Source organism: Brevundimonas sp. NPDC090276, assembly GCF_044772165.1.
GTDB lineage: Bacteria > Pseudomonadota > Alphaproteobacteria > Caulobacterales > Caulobacteraceae > Brevundimonas.
In genome coordinates this window covers 860414-878241 of sequence record NZ_JBIVYK010000002.1, presented here as the reverse complement: position 1 = coordinate 878241, position 17828 = coordinate 860414, and the positions used below count along the sequence as shown (strand labels likewise).

Here is a 17828-nt window from a genome sequence, read left to right as displayed (position 1 = left end):
ATGCATCCCTTCTTCCGCCCGAAACGGGTTCTGCCGTCCGCGCCGGTGGCCACGCCCTATCAAAAGGCCGGCCAGGTCTGGGACGAGCGCATGGGGCTGTCCCTGGCCCATGCGCGAAACTGGCGGCGCATGGCCCTGGCCAATCTCGGCCTCGCTGTCTTCCTCGGCGGGGGCTGGTGGGCTCAGGCCGACCGGGCTGTGATGAGGCCCTTCGTGGTCGAGGTGTCCGACTGGGGTGAGACCCAGAGGATCACGGCGCTCGACGGTCGTTACGAGCCCAGCGAAGTCCAGATCGGACATGCCCTGTCGTCCTGGATCAAGGACGTGCGCTCCAAGTCGACCGATCCCGTTGTGATCCGCCAGAACTGGTTGCGCGCCTATGATCTAGCCACACCACGGACGGCGAGTTTTCTCAACGCCTGGGCCCAGGCCCACGACCCCTTCGCCCGCGTCGGGGAGGAGGCGGTCGTCGTCGAGGTGCTCAATGTGGTGCGCCGTTCGGAACGCAGCTTCGACCTGCAGTGGCGCGAGACCCGCTTCCTCAACGGCCAGTCGCTCGGCGCCCAGCGCTGGCGGGCCCTGATCACCACCACGCTTCAGTCGCCGAAAACCGAGGCCGAGCTGATGAAGAATCCCCTTGGATTGAAGATCGAGGACGTATCATGGACCCCCGACGCCGCCTGATCCCCCTGTTCGCCGCGAGCCTCGGCCTGTGTGCCGGTCTGGGCGGCTGCGCCGCCTTGGCCCCAGCCGAGCGCGAGATCCTGTTCGCGACAGAGCCGACCGCGCCCCCGCAGATCGTCGCTGCGCCGGATGTGGTCACGATTGCTCGGAGCTCGACTGAGCGGCCCTATCTGGAGACCGCACCCGGGCAGCGCGTTGAAGAAGGCGAGCGGCGGCTGGCCTGGGCGCCGGGGCGGATCTTCCCCGTCAGGGCGGCGCCCTTGCGGGTGACAGTCCTGGCCTTGCCGCCGGGCGAAACGCTTCTGACGCGGGCGGCGGGAGACACGGTCCGCTGGAAGATCGGCGAGGCGCGATCCGGCGCGGGCGAGGCGGAACGCGCAGTGGTGCTGTTGAAGCCTCTGGAACGCGGCTTGGCGACAAACCTCGTTCTGACGACAAGCAAACGCCTCTATCTCATTGATCTCACAAGCGTGGATGCAGCGAATTTTGACGTGGCCGTCAGCTGGATCGTGGAGGATGAGCCCTCTTCGGGCATGGCCGATCCGGCAGAGGCCGCGCCGGCGCCGTCCGGTCGATATCTGATCGAGCCACGCGGCCGAGCGCCGCGCTGGACCCCGGTCGCTGTCCATGACGACGGACAAAGGACCGTGGTGGAGTTCGGCGCCGACCTCGCGCTGGGCGAGGCGCCGGCCTTATTCGAGTTGGGCACGGACGGCGAGCGGCGGCTGATCGCCTGGCGTCAGGTCGGACGGACCTATGTCGTGGATCGCTTGCTCGAGCGCGCCGAACTCAGATTGGGCGCGCGCCGGCCGCAGGTCGTCGGGATACGTCGGTTGCAAGGGGCGGGTTCATGATCGGTCCTGTAGAGCCTGAGCACCGTCCGGCCAAGCGGCCGACGCCGTCGCTGGAGGCGCGGGCGGCGCGTCCAGCGGTCGTGCGTCTGCGCGGCTCCGTCGTGCGGGGTCTGGCCATGGGCGGGGCGGCCCTTGTCGCGGGCGCCCTGACCTGGGCCTTCGTGGTCCAGCCGGAGCTCCGGGCGCGTGCAATGGATGAGGCGGGACGCGAAGCGCGCGACGAAGGGCGGGCCGCCGTGCGGCCGAGCGCCCTGGTGACCGACCAACCCGCGGCCTACGACCGCCTACCGCCGCCTCGCATCGGCGGAGAGGAGGCGGTCGTCATGGAGGTTGGGGAGATTGAAGACGCTCGGGCCGCGCCCAGGCCGAGGCCGTCTTCGCCGACCTACAGCACGCCCGTTGCGAGGTCGTCTTCGCCGGACGCGCGTGACATGGCGATCCGTTCCCCGCTCTTTTTCGAGGGGCAGGACGAGAGGCTTGCGGGTGGAAACCGCAGAGCTGAAATCGCCCCGCCGCTAGAGCAGGTCTCTGGTCCGGAGATCTACAACCTCAATCGCCTGATGGCGCCGCGCTCGCCCTTTGAGGTCAAGGCTGGCGTCCTGGCCCCGGCCGTCCTGCTCACGGCGGTCGATACAGCTCGCACGGGGCCGGTCGTGGCCGTGGTGACCCGGGATGTCTTCGACACGGTGAGCGGCCGTCACCTGCTCATCCCCCAGGGCGCGCGTCTGCTCGGCCGCTCGGAGGGCGAGAGCCGTCATGGCGACAGCCGCGCCTATCTGGCTTGGGAACGGCTGCTTCTGCCCAACGGGAAGAGTCTGGTGCTGGCGGACGAACCCGGCGTGGACGCGCAGGGCGGGGTCGGCGTCGCAGGACGGGTGGACCGCCGTCTTCTGCCCCTAGCGATCGGGACCGTCTTCGCCGGAGCCGTCACCACATTGGGGCAGGCGGCTCGGGATCGGGATCGAGGCGCCGGCGGAAGCTTTTTCGGGGACGCAGGCAATGCTGCGGCCATCCAGGCCGCCCAGGTCGGCGGTCGTCTCGTCGATCGCGAGCTGGCCGTTCGTCCCTCGATCCGCTTGGAGCCGGGCGCGCAGGTCGGCGTCCTCATTACCCGCGATCTCATACTGGAGCCCTATCAGCCATGAGCCCTCTGGATAACGGAAACCGCTGGTCGACCCTGAGCGTGACCCTGTTCGCGCTCGGCTGCCTCGCCCTAATGTCCGGCCGCAGTCCGGCCTGGGCTTTGGTCAATGAAAGCCCGAGCCTGCCGCGCGGCCTCTATGTCCGTATTTCTGGCGCGCCGGCTCGGGGAGCGACTGTGGCGACGCCGCCGCCCGCCTCCGCCCGGCCCTATCTCGCCAGTCTCGGCGCGTCGGACGATCAGTTGCTGCTCAAAAGGGTGGCGGCGGTCAGCGGGGACCGGGTTTGTCGAAAGGGCGATCACGTCGAGACCCCGATGGGGCGTGTGATAGTGTCTCGTGCGGATCGCAACGGCGTGGGTCTGTCGTTCTGGCGAGGATGCCGTCGGCTGGAGCCACACGAGGTCTTCCTGCTGGGCGACACGCCGAACAGTTTCGACAGCCGGTATTTCGGTCCGGTCGATCGGAGCCTCATCCGGGGCGTCTACCGGGAGGCGGCGTCATGGTGAGGCGAGCGATCGATGCGGTGATGTTGGCGGGGATGCTGACGGCGGGAGGGCCGGTCTCGGCACAGGTCGTCGACTGGGATCGCGCCGGCGGAGACTTGTTCGGTCGGGTCGAAGCGCTCGAGGTTGCGAAGCAGGCGGAAGGTCCGGCTCGTCCCGCCGCGATGGATCAACCCTTCCAGGTCGAGGTCGAGGCGGCCGCCGCCTTGCATGGGGTGGACGCCCGGCTGCTGCACGCCCTGGTGATTGCGGAAAGCGGCTATCGGCCGGAGGCGCGGTCGCACGCGGGAGCCGGAGGTCTGACCCAGCTCATGCCGGCCACCGCCCTGGAGTTGGGTGTAAAAGATCGCTTCGAACCTGTTGAAAACCTAAGAGGAGGTGCTGACTATCTGGCGCGCCAGCTGGTCAGATTTCAGGACGTGAGGCTGGCTTTGGCCGCCTATAATGCGGGACCGGCGCGGGTTGCGCGCCTGGGGCGTGTGCCGCCCATTCCTGAGACTGAGGCCTACGTATCAGCCGTGATCGACTGTTACCTGGCCCTGACGGCCGGACGGCGGGTGACCTCGGTGCGGGAGTGTCGTTCCGCGGGAGGCGCTAAATGACCGCCTTGAACGAGGGTAGGGAAGCTGAGGCGGAGGTCTTGCTGACCCGGGCCGAAGCTTCAGCCTTCTTGGCGACCCTGGGGGTTCGCCTGAAACCCGCCACCCTGGCGCGGTTGTGGTCCGCAGGATCAAACGGCCCGCCGTGCAGGCATGTCCGTTCGAAGCCCTATTATCCTCGTAGGCTGTTGCGGGAATGGGCGCTCGCCCAGATCACCGAGGTGCGAACCGGGGCTCCAGCGGCGGCCAAGGCGCGGCGGCGATGACCTGGACGTCGAACACGGAAAGCGCGCCTGCGGGAGGAACCGAAGATCGCCTTCTGCCCTGGCGGCGGGTGGAGGACATCGCCGGCATCAGCCGGTCCACCGCCTGGCGTCTGCAGCAGAGCGGGGCCTTCCCTTCGCCGATTCCCGTATCCCCGGGCCGGGTGGCCTGGTGGGAGAGCGAACTCACCGCCTGGAAGGCGGCAAGGGCGCGTGGCGAAACGGTGCGGAAGCCCTTGAGGCCAGCTTATAGGAGGGTTGTCGAGGCGCCGTCCCGGCCGCCCGAGTCGAAGTCCGTCATGCCCGAACCGGAGGCCGTGCCCGTGTCGGTGAAGACCCCGTCGAGACGGCGACGCCGCTACGTCTCGCCTGAGCAGACGGATTTCGGCTTCTGAAGCACGATATGGGGCGACTTGCGCTGAACAAGCTTTGCCTTAAGCAGGGAGCGTCGTCGGCGACCGACCTCGTTGGCGGCAGACGGTCCGGCGTGGTTCTCGCCGAACGGGTCGGACCGTCGTCCTGAACCGTTGAACTCGGTCATATCGACTGACAAAGGCCCTGGTGGCCACGGCGGGCACGAAATCTTTACGGCGAAGCTTACATGCCACGGGGCATGTCTAATGTTTACATTCGCGGCCACGGCCGTGTTCTTCGCAAGCCCGACCGTCGGCGACCCAATTCCAGTGCAGGCAGACGGTTCAACGCCGTCCTGGAGGTGGCGTCGAAGGTCAGCGAGACCCTGCTGAAGGTCTTGGCGCTGGCATCTCCGATTGCATACGTGGTCGGCAACCTCTTGATGGGCAGGTATCTGGCGGCGTTCGGCCAGCCAGGCCCTTTGTCGTTCGGCCAGTCGCTCGACTATATCCCTCTCATCCTGCTCTCGATGACGACTGTGACAGTCGTTTTCCTACTCTTCGTAGGCGCCCCGGTGTTCATGGCAACCTTGCTGGACACGCGCGATGAGGGGGGCTTTGGTGCGCCATTTCGCGTTCAACCGTCTGATCCTAGGCGCTTTCTCATCGCTCACGCGGGCGCCCTGGTGGGCTTCGGCTGGTTGATTTTCGTAGCGACCGTGCCTGGTATTAACCCGTCGGGGTTCGGGTGGAGCCTGGCGATCGGCGGCGTGGCCAGCCTCGTATGGTCGTGGAGCCGAACACGGAACGAGAAGGGCGGAATACGTCGATGGGCTTCTTTCGCTCTGGATGTCGGTCTTGTCTTCAGCGCCAACCTGATCCTGCTGCTCTGGGTGGGGGTTCTTGCTTCGCCAGTACGGAAAGCCGTGCAAGCCGGTTTGGAGCACGGAGTGTCCGCGAACACAGCCTTTGCATGGGCGCTGGCGTTGCTGGTGCTCGCCTATGGTCTGATGACCTTGCGCCACTGGAAAGCGGCGGCGCTCGTCGTACTCGTGGTCGGGACGCCGATGCTCGCGTCGGTCGGCGATCGCGCGCTGGTCGGCATCGCCCTGAGGGCCGCCAATCTCGGAGGCGGAGCTCCCATGATCTATCGGCCAGCCGGCTTGAACAAGGAGGATCGTTCCCGCTTGGCCTGTTTGGTGTTTGCAGCAGGCGACACGCGGATCATCTGGCTTCCCAAGGGAACAGACGCTGCTGCCGAGCAGTCGACCGAAGGCTGCGCCCTGGAGGCTTTCAAGGAACGTTTGAAACAAGGCGGGGAGGCGTCGGACGGGGGGCGTCTGCATGGCGACGACGATATCAGGGTCCTGAAGCGGGAGGATGTCTTTGGCTCGCCTTGAAGATGCTGTGCGGTGGTTCTCGCCTGTTGCTGCGTCCTCAACTCGAAAGCACGGGTAGATAGGTTTGATCCGATAGCGCCCGAGGTCGCGCGAAAGTTGTCCCGAAAGCGCAGACCTGCTAACGGCAAAGCCGTCTGACTGGCCAAGGGAAGGAGGGCGTGATGATTGACGAGACCATGCCCGTTCGAGGTTTCCCAATGTCTGGCGGCCGCAGCGGCCGCTGACGCCTTTCGCGGTTCCTCGGGGAGCCGAGCCGACCTTCGCCTGACACGAGGACCGCGCCTGCTGCGCGGTGACCATTCATGACCGACCAAGATGAAACGGACGCGCCGCCGCGCGTCTCTGTCCTGCGCAAGGTGCTGGGCTTCACCTTCCGCCTGTGGGCGAGATCGCCCGTCCTGGCCTTGGCCTGTGCGGCGACCATGTTGCTGGCGACCCTGACCGAGGTCTTCACGCCCCTGTTCGCGGGGCGGATCATCGACGCCGTGGGGGCGGGCGATGTCGCAGGGGCCTGGCGGGCCTTCGGCTTCATCGCGGTTCTGGGCAGCGCCATGGTGGTGCTGCGCCATCTCGGCTGGTGGGCGATCACGCCCCTGACCCTGAACATGATGCGGGCCGTGACACAGGAAGGCTTCGCGCGGGTCCAGCGTCTGTCGACCGACTGGCACGCCAACGCCTTTTCGGGCTCGACGGTGCGGCGGATCACGCGCGGCATGTGGGCGCTGGACACGCTGAACGACGTGCTGCTCCTGTCCATGCTGCCGTCGCTGACCGTGCTGACGGGAACCGTGATCCTGATGGCGTTGCGCTGGCCGGTCCTAGGCCTGGTCATGGGGCTGGGCGCGGTCGCTTATATCGTCCTGACCGTCAGTCTTGCGACCCGGGTTCTGGCGCCCATCGCCCGCCTGTCCAATCAGTGGGACACCAAGGTGGGCGGGGTGCTGGCCGACGCCATCGGGGCCAACGCCGTGGTCAAGGCCTTCGGCGGGGAGGCGCGCGAGGAAGCGCTTCTGGCGAAGACCCTAGGCAAGTGGCGCAAGCGGACGCGACGGACCTGGATGGCCTTCACCTGGGCGGGGACGGCGCAGAGCGCGCTGCTGTGGTCCATCCGTCTGGCGGTGACCGGCGTGGCGCTGTGGCTATGGATGCGCGGCCAGGCCGGCGCCGGCGACATGGCCTATGTCATCACCAGCTATCTGGTGCTCAACGGCTACTTGCGCGACATCGGCATGCACATCCACCAGCTCCAGCGCTCGGTCAACGAGATGGAGGAACTGGTTCAGCTTCATGGCGAAGCCTTGGGCGTCGCCGACGCGGCCGGCGCGGTTCCGATGCGGGTGGAGGCGGGCGAGATCCGTTTTGCGGACGTGACCTTCCGCTACGCCGGCCAGGACAGGGCCCTGTTCGAACATCTGGACGTGACCGTGCCGGCTGGCCAGCGCGTGGGTCTGGTCGGGCGCTCTGGATCGGGCAAGACCAGCTTCGTCAAGCTGATCCAGCGGCTCTATGATGTGACCCAAGGCCAGGTGCAGATCGACGGCCAAGACGTGGCCGGGGCGACGCAGGCGTCGTTGCGCAGCCAGGTGGCGATCGTGCCGCAGGAACCGGTGCTGTTTCACCGGTCGATCGCCGACAATATCGGCTACGGCCGACCCGGCGCCACGGCGGTGGAGATCGAACAGGCGGCGCGCCTCGCCAACGCCCATGACTTCATCGCGCGCCTGCCCAAGGGCTACCACACCCTGGTCGGGGAGCGAGGCGTCAAGCTGTCAGGCGGAGAACGTCAGAGGGTCGCGATCGCGCGCGCCTTCCTGGCGGATGCGCCGATCCTGATCCTGGATGAGGCGACGTCGAGCCTGGACTCGGAGAGCGAGGCCGCCATTCAGCAGGCCATGGAGCGGCTGCTGGTCGGCCGGACAGCCCTTGTCATCGCCCACCGGCTGTCAACGGTAAGGGCCCTAGACCGCATCCTGCTCTTTGCGAACGGGAAGATCGTCGAGGATGGATCGCATGAGGACCTGCTTACCTCTCCTGACGGCCAGTATCGTCGGCTGTTCGAGCGGCAGGCGGGTACGGAGCCGGAGATCACGGGGTAGGGCGGAGGCGAAGTCCTGTGGAGGGCCATCCAGGATGGCTGTTAGTCCGAATTCGTCTCCGCGCGATGGAAACGGACCCGCTCCTTGCCTTGGATGAGCGCGGCCTCGAAGCCGGCGTTCAGCCAACTCAGGCGCTGCTGATAGCGGATACTCGGGGTCGCTTCGTCCGCCCACCATTTGGGTTCCGCCGCGCCGCGAGGGAGCATGGCCTTGAGCAGATTCTCGAACTCCCTGAAGGTCAGGTCCACCGTGTCCGCCGGCTGTCGTCGGAGGTAGCGGGTCAGGGGCTCGTACTTGGACATCCAGACGTCGTAGACTTGGTTGGGTCTCTCGTCGATTCATGGCGAGCAAAACGGCCACCATCAGTGGATGAAATTCACCCCTTTAGGTTGACTTCCTGTTTCCACCAAATAGCTTGGCGGGGCAGCGCTACATGTCACTTGATTTGCATGGAGCATCCAACATGCGCAGCCTCCAGGCTGACGAAATTCTAAAAGTGGTCGGAGGGCAGTCTTCCGGCCCGACGTCCGGAGGTCAGACGACCAGTACGGGCGGCGGCACGACCACGACGACAGGGTCTTCGTCGACGACGTCTTTTGGTGTCGGCGTGACCTTTGGCGCCAATGGCAACGCAACGGGCATCCGCCTTTCGTATAGTCACAGTTCCGGCGGCTCCCCCTCTGCGCCGAGCGGCTCGACGGGCGGAGGCGGAGGCGGAGGCGCAGGTGGCGGGGGCGGTATTCCCAACATGCCGGTCGTCGAAATCAATAAACCGACCTCTCGGACCGTCGATCAGTCGGAATTGGCCGACGACTTGGCGGGTCTATACTGAAGTCAGAAGCCAGCTCGACGACCTTTGTCGAGCTGGCGTTTTTGGTGTTCCAGAATGATTATCCAGTTCGTCGCTGCTGTGTCGATTTACGCTTCCTCGCCGGACGCTGACCCTGGGGCGCGGGCCAAGGCATCCGTTGATCAAATCAGATCCGGTGTTCCAATGTGTTTTCAGGAAGAAGACGCCTTGGTGTTCGTCGGCAGCACCGATTCCAGTCTGGTCGAGTGTCTGCAATCTGCGCCGTCGCAAACACGCAAGTTGCGGATCACGTCCAACGGGGGCGACGCTGCCTTAGCCATCCAGGCGGCTCGTATGGTTACGGCTAGAAACTACGCGCTCATTGTGCGCGGCGTCTGCTTTTCCGCCTGCGCCAATTATCTCGTCCCGGCTGCAAGGTCTCTTGAAGTCGAGCCATACTCGATTGTGGGGCTCCATGGCGCTCCCGAGGAGGGCGAGGCCTTCATCAAGCTGATCCAGGACGAAGTGGAACGCCAGCAGCGTCAGGCGTTTCCCGATGTCTCCGAAGCGCTCGTTGCTGAAGGTCGAGCGAAAATGCGTGACATCGTCGTGGGGATCGTCGCCTCACACAAGCAGTTCGCCATTGATCATGACGTGGGTGGCGGATGGTACTCGCTCAAGGATTTCCACACAGATGTCGCGGCCTTCGGCCCCAATGACTTTGCGGTCGTCGACCCCGCCTATCTTGCGAGGCATGTCCCGCAACTCCAGGTCGTCGATTTCTGGAGTCCCGCCGATGCACGGGATCGCGAGATTTTGGCTGAGAACGCACATGGTGCGGCCCTCCACTATCGAAATCAAGCCATCGATGAAGAGCTGTGATTAACGGATTTTATCAACTTGACGTTGATGGATTCGTATCGTCAAGGTGGTCTCGTAGCGCTGCAGCTCATCCAAAAATTGTAGCAGGACACCTGAATGCGAATTCTTGAAAAGTCGGAACTGAGCCTCGTTATCGGCGGCACTCAGGCCACTCAAACCGGTGGCACCACGACCACGACCACGACCAATTCGAACTCCACCACGACCGGCGTCACCGGGACCGGCAACTTCGGTCCGGGCGGCCAGGTCACGGGCGGCACGATCGGGGTGAACTGGAGCTCCACGACCACTACCTCGACCGTCACGGTCACGACCGGCCCTTCCTCGCCGGGCGGCGGCGGTTCCGGCGGCGGCGCGGGTTCGAGCGGCGGCTATGGCGGCAATGTGAGCATTCCGCAGACGATCCGTGCGCCCAATCAGACCCAAAAAGAGCCTGCTGAAGACCTGGCGGGCCTCTACTAGAGGTCAAAGGAGCGCCGCCGCGTCCCGTGTGCGGCGCTCCACCCTGGTTTCTCGTGCGAGCTTCCTTGCAGGCTCTGGCGAGACGGCGATCAATAGAGACATCGAGAAATCATGAAGCGCCCGGCTATCCTGCAGGCGGAAGCAGCCGAATGCGGCCTGGCGTGTTTGGCTATGGTCGCCGCCGCCCATGGGCGGCTTGAGAGCCTATCGGAACTGCGGCGTCGATTTCCCGTCTCGCTTTCGGGTTCAAGCCTGCAGAGCCTAGTGGCCATAGCTGACGCTCTGGGCTTTTCGTCTCGGCCAGTGCGCTGCGAACTCGACGAACTGACGCAACTCGAAACACCAGCTATCCTTCACTGGAGCCTGGACCATTACGTCGTCCTCCAACGGATAGACCGCCGATACGCTTGGATTTCCGATCCAGCGCGAGGTGAGCGCAAGCTGCCGATCGAAGAGGTGTCGCGTCACTTCACCGGGGTCGCCCTTGAACTGACGCCGGCTCCGAACTTCGAGAGACGTGCACAGGTGGAGCGCGTCAAGCTCGGCGATCTGTGGAGCCGTCTGTCCGGCTTTCGGCCTTTCCTCGTACAGATCATTCTTCTGACCCTATTGCTGCAGGCGGCGGCCCTGGTCTCGCCGCTTGCAAGCCAGCTTGTGGTCGATGACGTGATCGGGCGCGGTGATCGGGACCTGCTGGTCGCGATCATGGTCGGTTTCGGGGCGTTCATCGTCATACAGACGGCGATTGAAACCTTACGGGGTTTCATACAGCTGCATGCGGGGCAGAGGATGTCGCTGCAGTTGTCCGGCAATCTCCTTCGGCATCTTTTGAGATTGCCAACTGACTTTTTTGAACGGCGCCACGTCGGAGACGTGCTTTCCCGTTTCGGATCACTAGGGCCTGCCCAGGGCTTCCTGACAGGCGGGCTGGTCGGCATCGTCCTGGACGCCGTGATGGTGCTTCCCGTCGCCGTCATCATGGTCCTCTATTCCCCGCTTCTGGCGGGTCTGGCCCTGATCAACCTGGCCGTGATCCTTGTGGTTCGTCTGGCCGCTTTTCCGACCGCGCGCCGCTATGCGGAAGAGAACCTGAACCTCGCGGCTAAAACGGATTCAGTATTTCTAGAGACCGTTCGCGCCGCGCGCGCGATCAAGATCGCCGGCCGGGAGGCTGAGCGTCACGGCGTGTGGCAGAACGCCATGGCGGATCAGCAGAATGTCGCCTACCGGCAGGGCGTATTCGGACTTTTCGGGTGGGGCGGATTGGCTGTCTGGGGCGGCCTCAACGGCCTCCTCATGTTGTTTGCGGGCGCGCTTCAGGTGCTCGACGGCCATATGACCCTTGGCATGTTCTTCGCGTTTCAAAGCTATGCGGCCATATTCTCAGGTCGCATCGGCAATCTGATCGGCGCCTATTTCACGCTGCGCATGCTGGGTCTTCATCTCGAGCGGCTTGCGGACATTGTTCATCATGACACCGAGCCGGGTCTTGAAGTCGTCTCTGCTCTATCTAGGCCGATCACTGGAGCGATCGAGGCGCGTGCCGTGCGCTTCCGGTACGGCGCTCATGACCCGTGGGTCATTTCGGACGCCAGCTTCAAGGTGGCGGCCGGAGAGTCGGTAGCCATCATTGGTCCGTCGGGCGGAGGGAAATCCACCCTCCTGAAGCTGCTCGTCGGTCTTTACACCCCAACTGAAGGCGAGGTTGCGGTCGACGGCCACGCCATGCGTCTGTTGGGGCTAAGGGCCGTACGTGATCGCCTCGGCGTCGTCATGCAGGATGACCAGCTCTTGTCCGGTTCAATCGCGGACAATGTCGCCTTTTTCGATGCTCAGATCGATATGGAGAAGGTCCGGCATGTGTGCGCCTTGGCTCATGTGCACGATGACATCATGCGGACCTCCATGGGATATCACAGCCTGATCGGCGACATGGGGTCCACGCTGTCAGGGGGGCAGAAGCAACGACTTCTGTTGGCGCGGGCCCTCTATAAGGATCCCGCTATTCTCTTTATGGATGAGGGGACGGCCAACCTCGACCCCGATCTGGAGCGGCAGGTCATGGCCACCATCGCCACGCTTGGGATCACCTGCATCATGGTCGCTCATAGAGAGGCCGCCGTCCGCGGGGCAGACCGGGTGCTCATGGTCGATGCAGGCGTGGTTTCGGAAGTCACCGGAGCCGTGCTTCAGCCCTTCGGTCTGGTGTCTGCGATAGGCGAGCGCACGGCATGAGTCTTTTTCGGCCTGAAGCTCTGGACGCCAAGCGGCGGCGCCTATGGGGCGAGGTTCGTCTGGCGCAACCTCCAGCCTTCATCGCCTGGACCGTGGTGCTTTCTCTCGTGAGCGCATCCCTGTTTGGGGCCCTTGTTTTCGGGAGGTACACTCGGAAGGAGACCGTCGAGGGTTTCCTCATTCCCGAAGCTGGGGTCGTTCAGGTTCGCCCCGTGCAGGCTGGGCGCATCGGCCGAGTGCTTGTTCGCGATGGGCAGCTGGTGCAGGCGGGCGCGGCCCTGGTCGAATTCATCTCGGATCTGGAGAGCACCGGACAAGCGCCCGTGCTCGACATTCAGATGGCCGAAACCGACGCCCAGGTCAGCGCCTTGGCGAACCGGCAAGCCGCGCTGGTGCGCAGCAATGCGGACGAGCGAAGCCGTTTGAACGACCAGATTGCCGCCAATACTCGAACCCGAGCCATCCTTCAGGAACGTCGTCGCGTGCAGGCTGAGGCGCTCGTTTTGTCGGAAGCCGACGCGCAACGGATGACCCAGCTGCAAGCCCGGGGCTACGCAACCAATGCGCAGATCGACGCCAAACGTCGAAGCGTTCTGACGGAGCGAGGGGCCTTGGCGGACCTGGATACGCAGATCTCGGAACTGGACACGCTCGTAACCAATCTCAAAGGCCAGATAGCTTCACTGCCGGCTCGGGAAGCAGAGGGTCTGGCCATTCTGGCGAGCGAACGCTCCAGCCTGACCCAGAGGCGCGCTGAACTTCAAGTCGCTAGGGGGCACGTTCTCAGGTCGCCAATCAATGGACGGGTGTCCGCATTGCAAGCTCGACCCGGAATGTCGCCGGATACGACACAGGCTATTCTGTCGCTATCTCCGGAAGGATCGCCCCTTGAAGCCCGGTTGCTGGTGCCCACACGTGCGGTCGGCTTTCTGCGCGTCGGTCAGGAGGCCCGCCTGCAGGTCGAGGCCTTCCCCTTTCAGCGTTTCGGCTTCGTTGAGGGCAGGGTCATCGACATCGCCAAAACCGTGACGCGGCCTGGTGACGCCGCCTTCCCGATCGCCCAGGATCAGCCTGTCTATGAGGTGCGCGTCGCTCTCGAGCGCGATCATGTCATGGCCTACGGAGAACGACGAGCGCTCCAATCGGGCATGAGTTTGCGTGCAGACCTGCCCATTGATCGTCGACGGCTTTGGCAGCAGTTGTTCGATCCTCTGCTCGCGGCCGGAAAGCGCGCCTCATAGCCTTCAGGGATCCCGTCGTGCGGAGGGGATGATCGAGAGCATGGCTGGGCCGAGCCCAAGCGGCGGCACTTCGTCCTACGCCTGTAGATGCAATCCGATGGCTCATCGCGCCGTTCTATCAGACGCGCGCCAGGATCTGGCTGCCCGCGGGTCCGGGGGTGACTTCGAAGCCGGCCGGGATTTGCGTTTTCACGGCGTCGACGTGTGAGATGACCCCGACGGCTCGCGCTTCGCCCACCATGTCCCTCAGGGTGTCGAGAGCGCGCTCCAGGCTCTCGTCGTCGAGGTGGCCGAAGCCCTCGTCGATGAAGATGGCGTCGAGTTTCACGCCACCGGCCTCGGCCTGGACGACGTCCGAGAGACCGAGAGCCAGGGCCAGGGCGGCGAGGAAGCCCTCGCCGCCGGACAGGGTCTGGGCGTCTCGTTCACGCCCGCTGTGAGCATCGAAGACCACGATCTCCAGTCCGGCCCGGCTGCGCTGATCCTGGGCGGTCGTCTTGCGGCGGAGTTCGAACCGGCCCGCCGACATGCGGTCGAAACGAATATTGGCGGCCCGCAGGACGTCTTCGAAATAGGCGGCCACCGCATAGTCGACGAGGGCCATACGCAGGTCGTTGCGTCCCTGGGCGAGCGAGGACAGGGCGCCGACATGGCGATAGGCCTCCTCTGCGGCGGCCTGGCGTTCGAGGGTCTCGACGATCCGCGTCCTCGCCAGCGATAGCGCCTGGGCTTCGGCTTCGCTGCGGGCCTGGCTGCGCACCAGGGCCTCGAGCTCGGCCTCGGCGGCGATGCGAGCGGCCTGCAGGACTTCCAGGTCGGGCTCGGGAGCGGCCGTCGCCGCTAGGGTCGCTCGATCTCGTCGAGCCTGGGCGGCGGCGAGGCGGGCGTTGAAGGCGGCCAGGGCCGCCTCGAGGGCGGCGGCTTGGGCAAGGTCGCCCAGCGCGACGGCGAAGGTTGTCGCGTTGAAACCTGCCCTGTCGATCCCATCAGCCAGGCGGTCAGACGCCTCGAGGGCGGCGCGGCCGGTCCGTTCGACTTCGTCCTGCCGCTCCGCCAGAGCCGCTTCCGCGACGGCCAAGGCCTTCGCAGCGGCGGCGTTCTGATCGGCCGCCGTCCTATGCTCGGCTTCGGCCTGCTCGGCCGCCTTGAGGCTGGCTTCGCGGTGGGAGCGTGCGCGAGCGGGGTCGTGCAAATCATCCGGCACGGCGGCGAGCTCGGTCGCCAGAACCGTATCGAGCGCTTCCAGGCGGCTTTTGGCTTCGGCGGCGGCGCGGCGATGTTCGGCAAGCTCGGTCTGGGCGGCGGTCTGTTCCTCGGCCGCCCCATTGGCCGCGGCCTCGATCTCCTCCAGCGAGGGAGCCTTCTCCAGGTCCGCCAGCTGCAGCTCGACCGGCGCGATCTCCGCCTCAAGCGCGGCCGCGGGGCGGGGCGGTCGGTCGAGAGCGGCGAGGGACTGCGCCAGCTCCTGATGGAGCACCCGCGCTTCCCCGGCCGCGCGCTCGGCCGAGGCGAGCGCCTCACGCGCCGTGGTCTCAGCCGATTCTGCGGCTTCGAGTTCGCTGTCCGGATCGCCGTCGTCCGCGGGAAGACGCGCCGGGGCAGGGTGTTCGGGCGAGCCGCACACGGGACAGGGGGTCTGATCGACCAGGGAGAGGGCGAGCACGGTCGCGAGACGTTCCTCTCTGCGGGCGCGGGCTACGCCGAGGGCGCCGGAGGCTTCGGCCGCCGCGCGGCGTCGCGTCTCCAACGCCGTTCCGGCCTGGGCCGAAATATCTTCCTGGCTCGCCAGCCTCAGGGCGAGCGTATCGAAGCTCCGGGCCGCGGCCAGGGCCTGTTTCAACTCGTTCAGACGCAGTTTTAGCGCCGAGACCTGACCGGCGCGGTCTCGCGCGGCGGCAAGGGCGGCTGCGGTCTGAGCGAGGTCGGCCTCAAGGCGATCGCAATTCGCCTGGGCGCGCGCCTCTTCGGCCTGGTGACCGGCCAGGGCGGCGCGGACGACGACGCCCTCGGCGCGCAACGGCTCGGCGGCTTCCACCCGCTCGAGGATACGCTCGGCTCGTTCCCTCGCCCTATGGGCCTCAGCGCGTGCGGGGGTCTGGGCGACTGAGGCTTCCAATCGGGTCGTCGCCGTTCGAGCGGCTTCCCGCGCGCCGTCCCGTTCTGATCCGAGCCGGGCGGCGGCCGCAGCGGCTGTCTCGGCGATGGTCTGGGCGGCGCGGGCGGCGGCTTCGAGGGGCGAGAGCCGCTCGGCGAGGCGGGCCCGCTCGAGTCTGAGGCGCAGCCCCTCATGGTGCGGCTGCTCGGCGACGGCCCCGGCCAGGTCGGCTGCGGCCTGACGTTCTTCCTCGAGTCGGGCGGCGCTTTCGCGTCCGGCGAGGAGCGCGGTCTCGGCTTGCGCCCGGCGCGCGTCGAGAGCCGGCCGGGCGTCCGCCGCCGCCCGGGCCTGGGCCGTCGCGGCTTCGAGCTGGGCGTCGACCGCGTCGAGATCGGCGGCCTCGAGGTCTGCGAGGCGCGCCTCGGTCTCCTGACGCGCCGCCCGGACAGCGACGTCCAGATCGGCGGCCTCGCGCCGGAGGCGTTCGGCGGCGCGTTCGAAAACCCCGACGTCGAACAGTCCGCGCAGAATGGTCGACCTATGGTCGCTGCTGGCGGTGAGCAGATCGCGGAACCGGCCTTGCGGCAGGATGACGACCTGACGGAACTGGTCGGCGCTGTAACCAAGAAGGCGGGCGAGGGCTTCGTCGACGTCCCGGACGCGACGCTCCGCCAGGATCTCGCCGGAGGCGTCGTCGGTGATGGCGTCCACCGCCAGGGCGGTGGCGTCGAAAAGGGCGGCGCTCTGAGGATAGGTCCGGCTGTCGCGGCGCGGCGAGCGAAGAACCTGCTCCGGCTCGCGTCGCACGACATAGCGTCGGGCGCCGAGCTCGAAGACGAACTCCACGAAGGTGCGGGTGTTCAGATCGGCGAGATCGGACCGCATGTGACCGCGACCGCGCTCGCCGCCGGAAGACTCGCCGAAGAGGGCGTAGGCCATGGCGTCCAGAACGCTGGTCTTGCCGGCGCCCGTGGGGCCGTAGATGCCGAACAGGCGCTGGTCGAGCGCGGCCCTGAAGTCGATGACGGCGCGGCCGGCGAAGGGGCCGAAGGCCTGGAGCGTGAGGCGGACCGGACGCATTATTCAGCCTCCCTCGCGGCCGCTTCCAGAACCCCGAGGACGAGGGGACGTTCGATGTCCGTCAGGCCTTCCCCGCGTACATCCGTCAGGAAGGCGTCCATCACCTCCATGGGCGCCCGGCGAGCGCCGCCGGGGGCGAAGGCCGCGCGGCCCTGAATTTCCGGTCGCTCGCGACGCTGGATCTGCAGAGCATTGGGGTAGACGGTCCTGAGGCGTCCCATGGGATCGACCAACTCCCCGGCGTCCAGCAGGACGGCCTTGATGAAGTCCTCGCTCAGACGGCCGCCGGCGGCCTGGACGAGGTCTTCCAGACGCCCCTCGATCACGCGGACGGCGCGGCGCTGGACAAGGGGGCGGGTCTCCATCGTGACGCGGTCGGGTTCGAGGTCGACCACGAGCAGGCTTTTTTCCAGGCCGGCTTCGTCGAAGCCGAAGGCCATGGGGGATCCGCAATATCGGACATGGTCGGCGCCGGCGATCTGGGCGCGATGAAGGTGGCCGAGCGCGACATAGTCCGCACCGTCGAAGACGGCGTGGGGCACGGTTTCTATACCTCCGACGAAGTCCAACGACCGCTCCGTCTCGGTCGCTGCGCCGCCCTGGACGAAGGCGTGGGCGGCGATGACCCAGCGCGCGCCCTCGGGAACATGGAGGCGAGCCTCGGCGACCTGGCGTTCGAGAACGTCAGCGGGGGTGACGATTCCGGGGTCGTCGAAGCGTCCCCGCGCGGCGTGGATCTCACCGAAGGGCAGGGCGCTGAAGGCGACCGGGCCGTGATCGTCGGTCAGCACGAGGGGTTGAGGGCGGCCGTTCAACGGGCCGCGGATGAGGACGCGAGTCGGGTCTTGGAGCGCGCCGCCGAAACCGATGCGCTCGGGGGCGTCGTGGTTTCCCGCCAGGGCGATGATGGCGCTTTGCGTCTCGCGATAGACGCGTGTCAGGAAGCGATCGAACAGATCGACGGCCTCCCGCCTCGGCACTGCGCGATCGAAGATGTCGCCGGCGATGACGATCGCCCGGGCTTGCGTGTCCACGAGGGTGTCGAAGATCTGGTCCAGGATGAGCGCCTGGTCTTCCAGCAGGCTCTCCTGGGCCATGGTGCGGCCCAGGTGCCAGTCCGACGTGTGTAGGAATCGCATGTTGTCCTCG

At 66.1% G+C, this 17828-nt stretch carries 15 protein-coding genes; 12 read left to right on the top strand and 3 right to left on the bottom strand.

All coding sequences use genetic code 11. The features are described from left to right. From trbF to ACIQTU_RS10030, 8 genes are all read left to right on the top strand, one after another. Entirely contained in the window at nucleotides 1-684 is a 684-nt protein-coding gene (gene trbF / locus ACIQTU_RS10065; protein WP_400546092.1) for a conjugal transfer protein TrbF, read from the top strand. Then, nucleotides 663-1538: a TrbG/VirB9 family P-type conjugative transfer protein gene (locus ACIQTU_RS10060; protein ID WP_400546089.1), complete on the top strand. Its 876-nt coding sequence runs from the start codon at nucleotides 663-665 to the stop codon at nucleotides 1536-1538. Before trbF ends, ACIQTU_RS10060 begins: the two co-directional genes overlap by 22 nt. Then, nucleotides 1535-2683 carry a TrbI/VirB10 family protein gene (locus ACIQTU_RS10055; RefSeq protein ID WP_400546086.1) on the top strand — a complete coding sequence of 383 codons (1149 nt, stop codon included), beginning with the start codon at nucleotides 1535-1537 and terminating at the stop codon, nucleotides 2681-2683. Before ACIQTU_RS10060 ends, ACIQTU_RS10055 begins: the two co-directional genes overlap by 4 nt. Then, on the top strand, nucleotides 2680-3186 hold the full coding sequence (locus ACIQTU_RS10050; protein ID WP_400546083.1) for a S26 family signal peptidase: 507 nt from the start codon (nucleotides 2680-2682) through the stop codon (nucleotides 3184-3186). The genes ACIQTU_RS10055 and ACIQTU_RS10050 overlap by 4 nt, the downstream gene beginning before the upstream one ends. Beyond that, nucleotides 3180-3785, top strand: a complete 606-nt coding sequence (locus ACIQTU_RS10045) for a lytic transglycosylase domain-containing protein (RefSeq protein ID WP_400546080.1) — start codon at nucleotides 3180-3182, stop codon at nucleotides 3783-3785. Before ACIQTU_RS10050 ends, ACIQTU_RS10045 begins: the two co-directional genes overlap by 7 nt. Nucleotides 3786-4044: 259 nt before the next feature. After that, a complete protein-coding gene (locus ACIQTU_RS10040) occupies nucleotides 4045-4440 on the top strand; it encodes a helix-turn-helix transcriptional regulator (protein WP_400546077.1) in 396 nt (131 codons plus the stop codon). A 218-nt stretch (nucleotides 4441-4658) separates the two neighbouring features. Continuing rightward, nucleotides 4659-5798, top strand: a complete 1140-nt coding sequence (locus ACIQTU_RS10035) for a hypothetical protein (RefSeq protein WP_400546074.1) — start codon at nucleotides 4659-4661, stop codon at nucleotides 5796-5798. Between the two features lie 302 nt (nucleotides 5799-6100). Further along, entirely contained in the window at nucleotides 6101-7894 is a 1794-nt protein-coding gene (locus ACIQTU_RS10030; RefSeq protein ID WP_400546071.1) for an ABC transporter ATP-binding protein, read from the top strand. A gap of 41 nt (nucleotides 7895-7935) precedes the next feature. Here the strand turns inward: ACIQTU_RS10030 and ACIQTU_RS10025 are convergent, their stop codons facing one another. Next, nucleotides 7936-8196, bottom strand: coding sequence for a hypothetical protein (locus tag ACIQTU_RS10025; protein ID WP_400546068.1), 261 nt, complete (start codon nucleotides 8194-8196; stop codon nucleotides 7936-7938). A gap of 584 nt (nucleotides 8197-8780) precedes the next feature. Here ACIQTU_RS10025 and ACIQTU_RS10020 point away from each other — a divergent pair. The 4 genes from ACIQTU_RS10020 (at nucleotide 8781) to ACIQTU_RS10005 (ending at nucleotide 13504) form a co-directional block, all read left to right on the top strand. Next, nucleotides 8781-9566, top strand: coding sequence for a hypothetical protein (locus tag ACIQTU_RS10020; protein WP_400546065.1), 786 nt, complete (start codon nucleotides 8781-8783; stop codon nucleotides 9564-9566). A gap of 96 nt (nucleotides 9567-9662) precedes the next feature. After that, nucleotides 9663-10028 carry a hypothetical protein gene (locus ACIQTU_RS10015; protein WP_400546062.1) on the top strand — a complete coding sequence of 122 codons (366 nt, stop codon included), beginning with the start codon at nucleotides 9663-9665 and terminating at the stop codon, nucleotides 10026-10028. A 111-nt stretch (nucleotides 10029-10139) separates the two neighbouring features. Continuing rightward, complete coding sequence (locus ACIQTU_RS10010) at nucleotides 10140-12263, top strand: peptidase domain-containing ABC transporter (RefSeq protein WP_400546059.1); 2124 nt, start codon at nucleotides 10140-10142, stop codon at nucleotides 12261-12263. After that, nucleotides 12260-13504 carry an HlyD family secretion protein gene (locus ACIQTU_RS10005; RefSeq protein ID WP_400546056.1) on the top strand — a complete coding sequence of 415 codons (1245 nt, stop codon included), beginning with the start codon at nucleotides 12260-12262 and terminating at the stop codon, nucleotides 13502-13504. The genes ACIQTU_RS10010 and ACIQTU_RS10005 overlap by 4 nt, the downstream gene beginning before the upstream one ends. 118 nt (nucleotides 13505-13622) lie before the next feature. On the opposite strand, the gene ACIQTU_RS10000 is transcribed toward ACIQTU_RS10005, so the two are convergent. Both ACIQTU_RS10000 and ACIQTU_RS09995 read right to left on the bottom strand, forming a co-directional pair. Further along, nucleotides 13623-16679: an AAA family ATPase gene (locus ACIQTU_RS10000; protein WP_400546053.1), complete on the bottom strand. Its 3057-nt coding sequence runs from the start codon at nucleotides 16677-16679 to the stop codon at nucleotides 13623-13625. Then, nucleotides 16679-17818: an exonuclease SbcCD subunit D gene (locus ACIQTU_RS09995; RefSeq protein ID WP_400546050.1), complete on the bottom strand. Its 1140-nt coding sequence runs from the start codon at nucleotides 17816-17818 to the stop codon at nucleotides 16679-16681. The genes ACIQTU_RS10000 and ACIQTU_RS09995 overlap by 1 nt, the downstream gene beginning before the upstream one ends. Nucleotides 17819-17828: the final 10 nt, after the last annotated feature.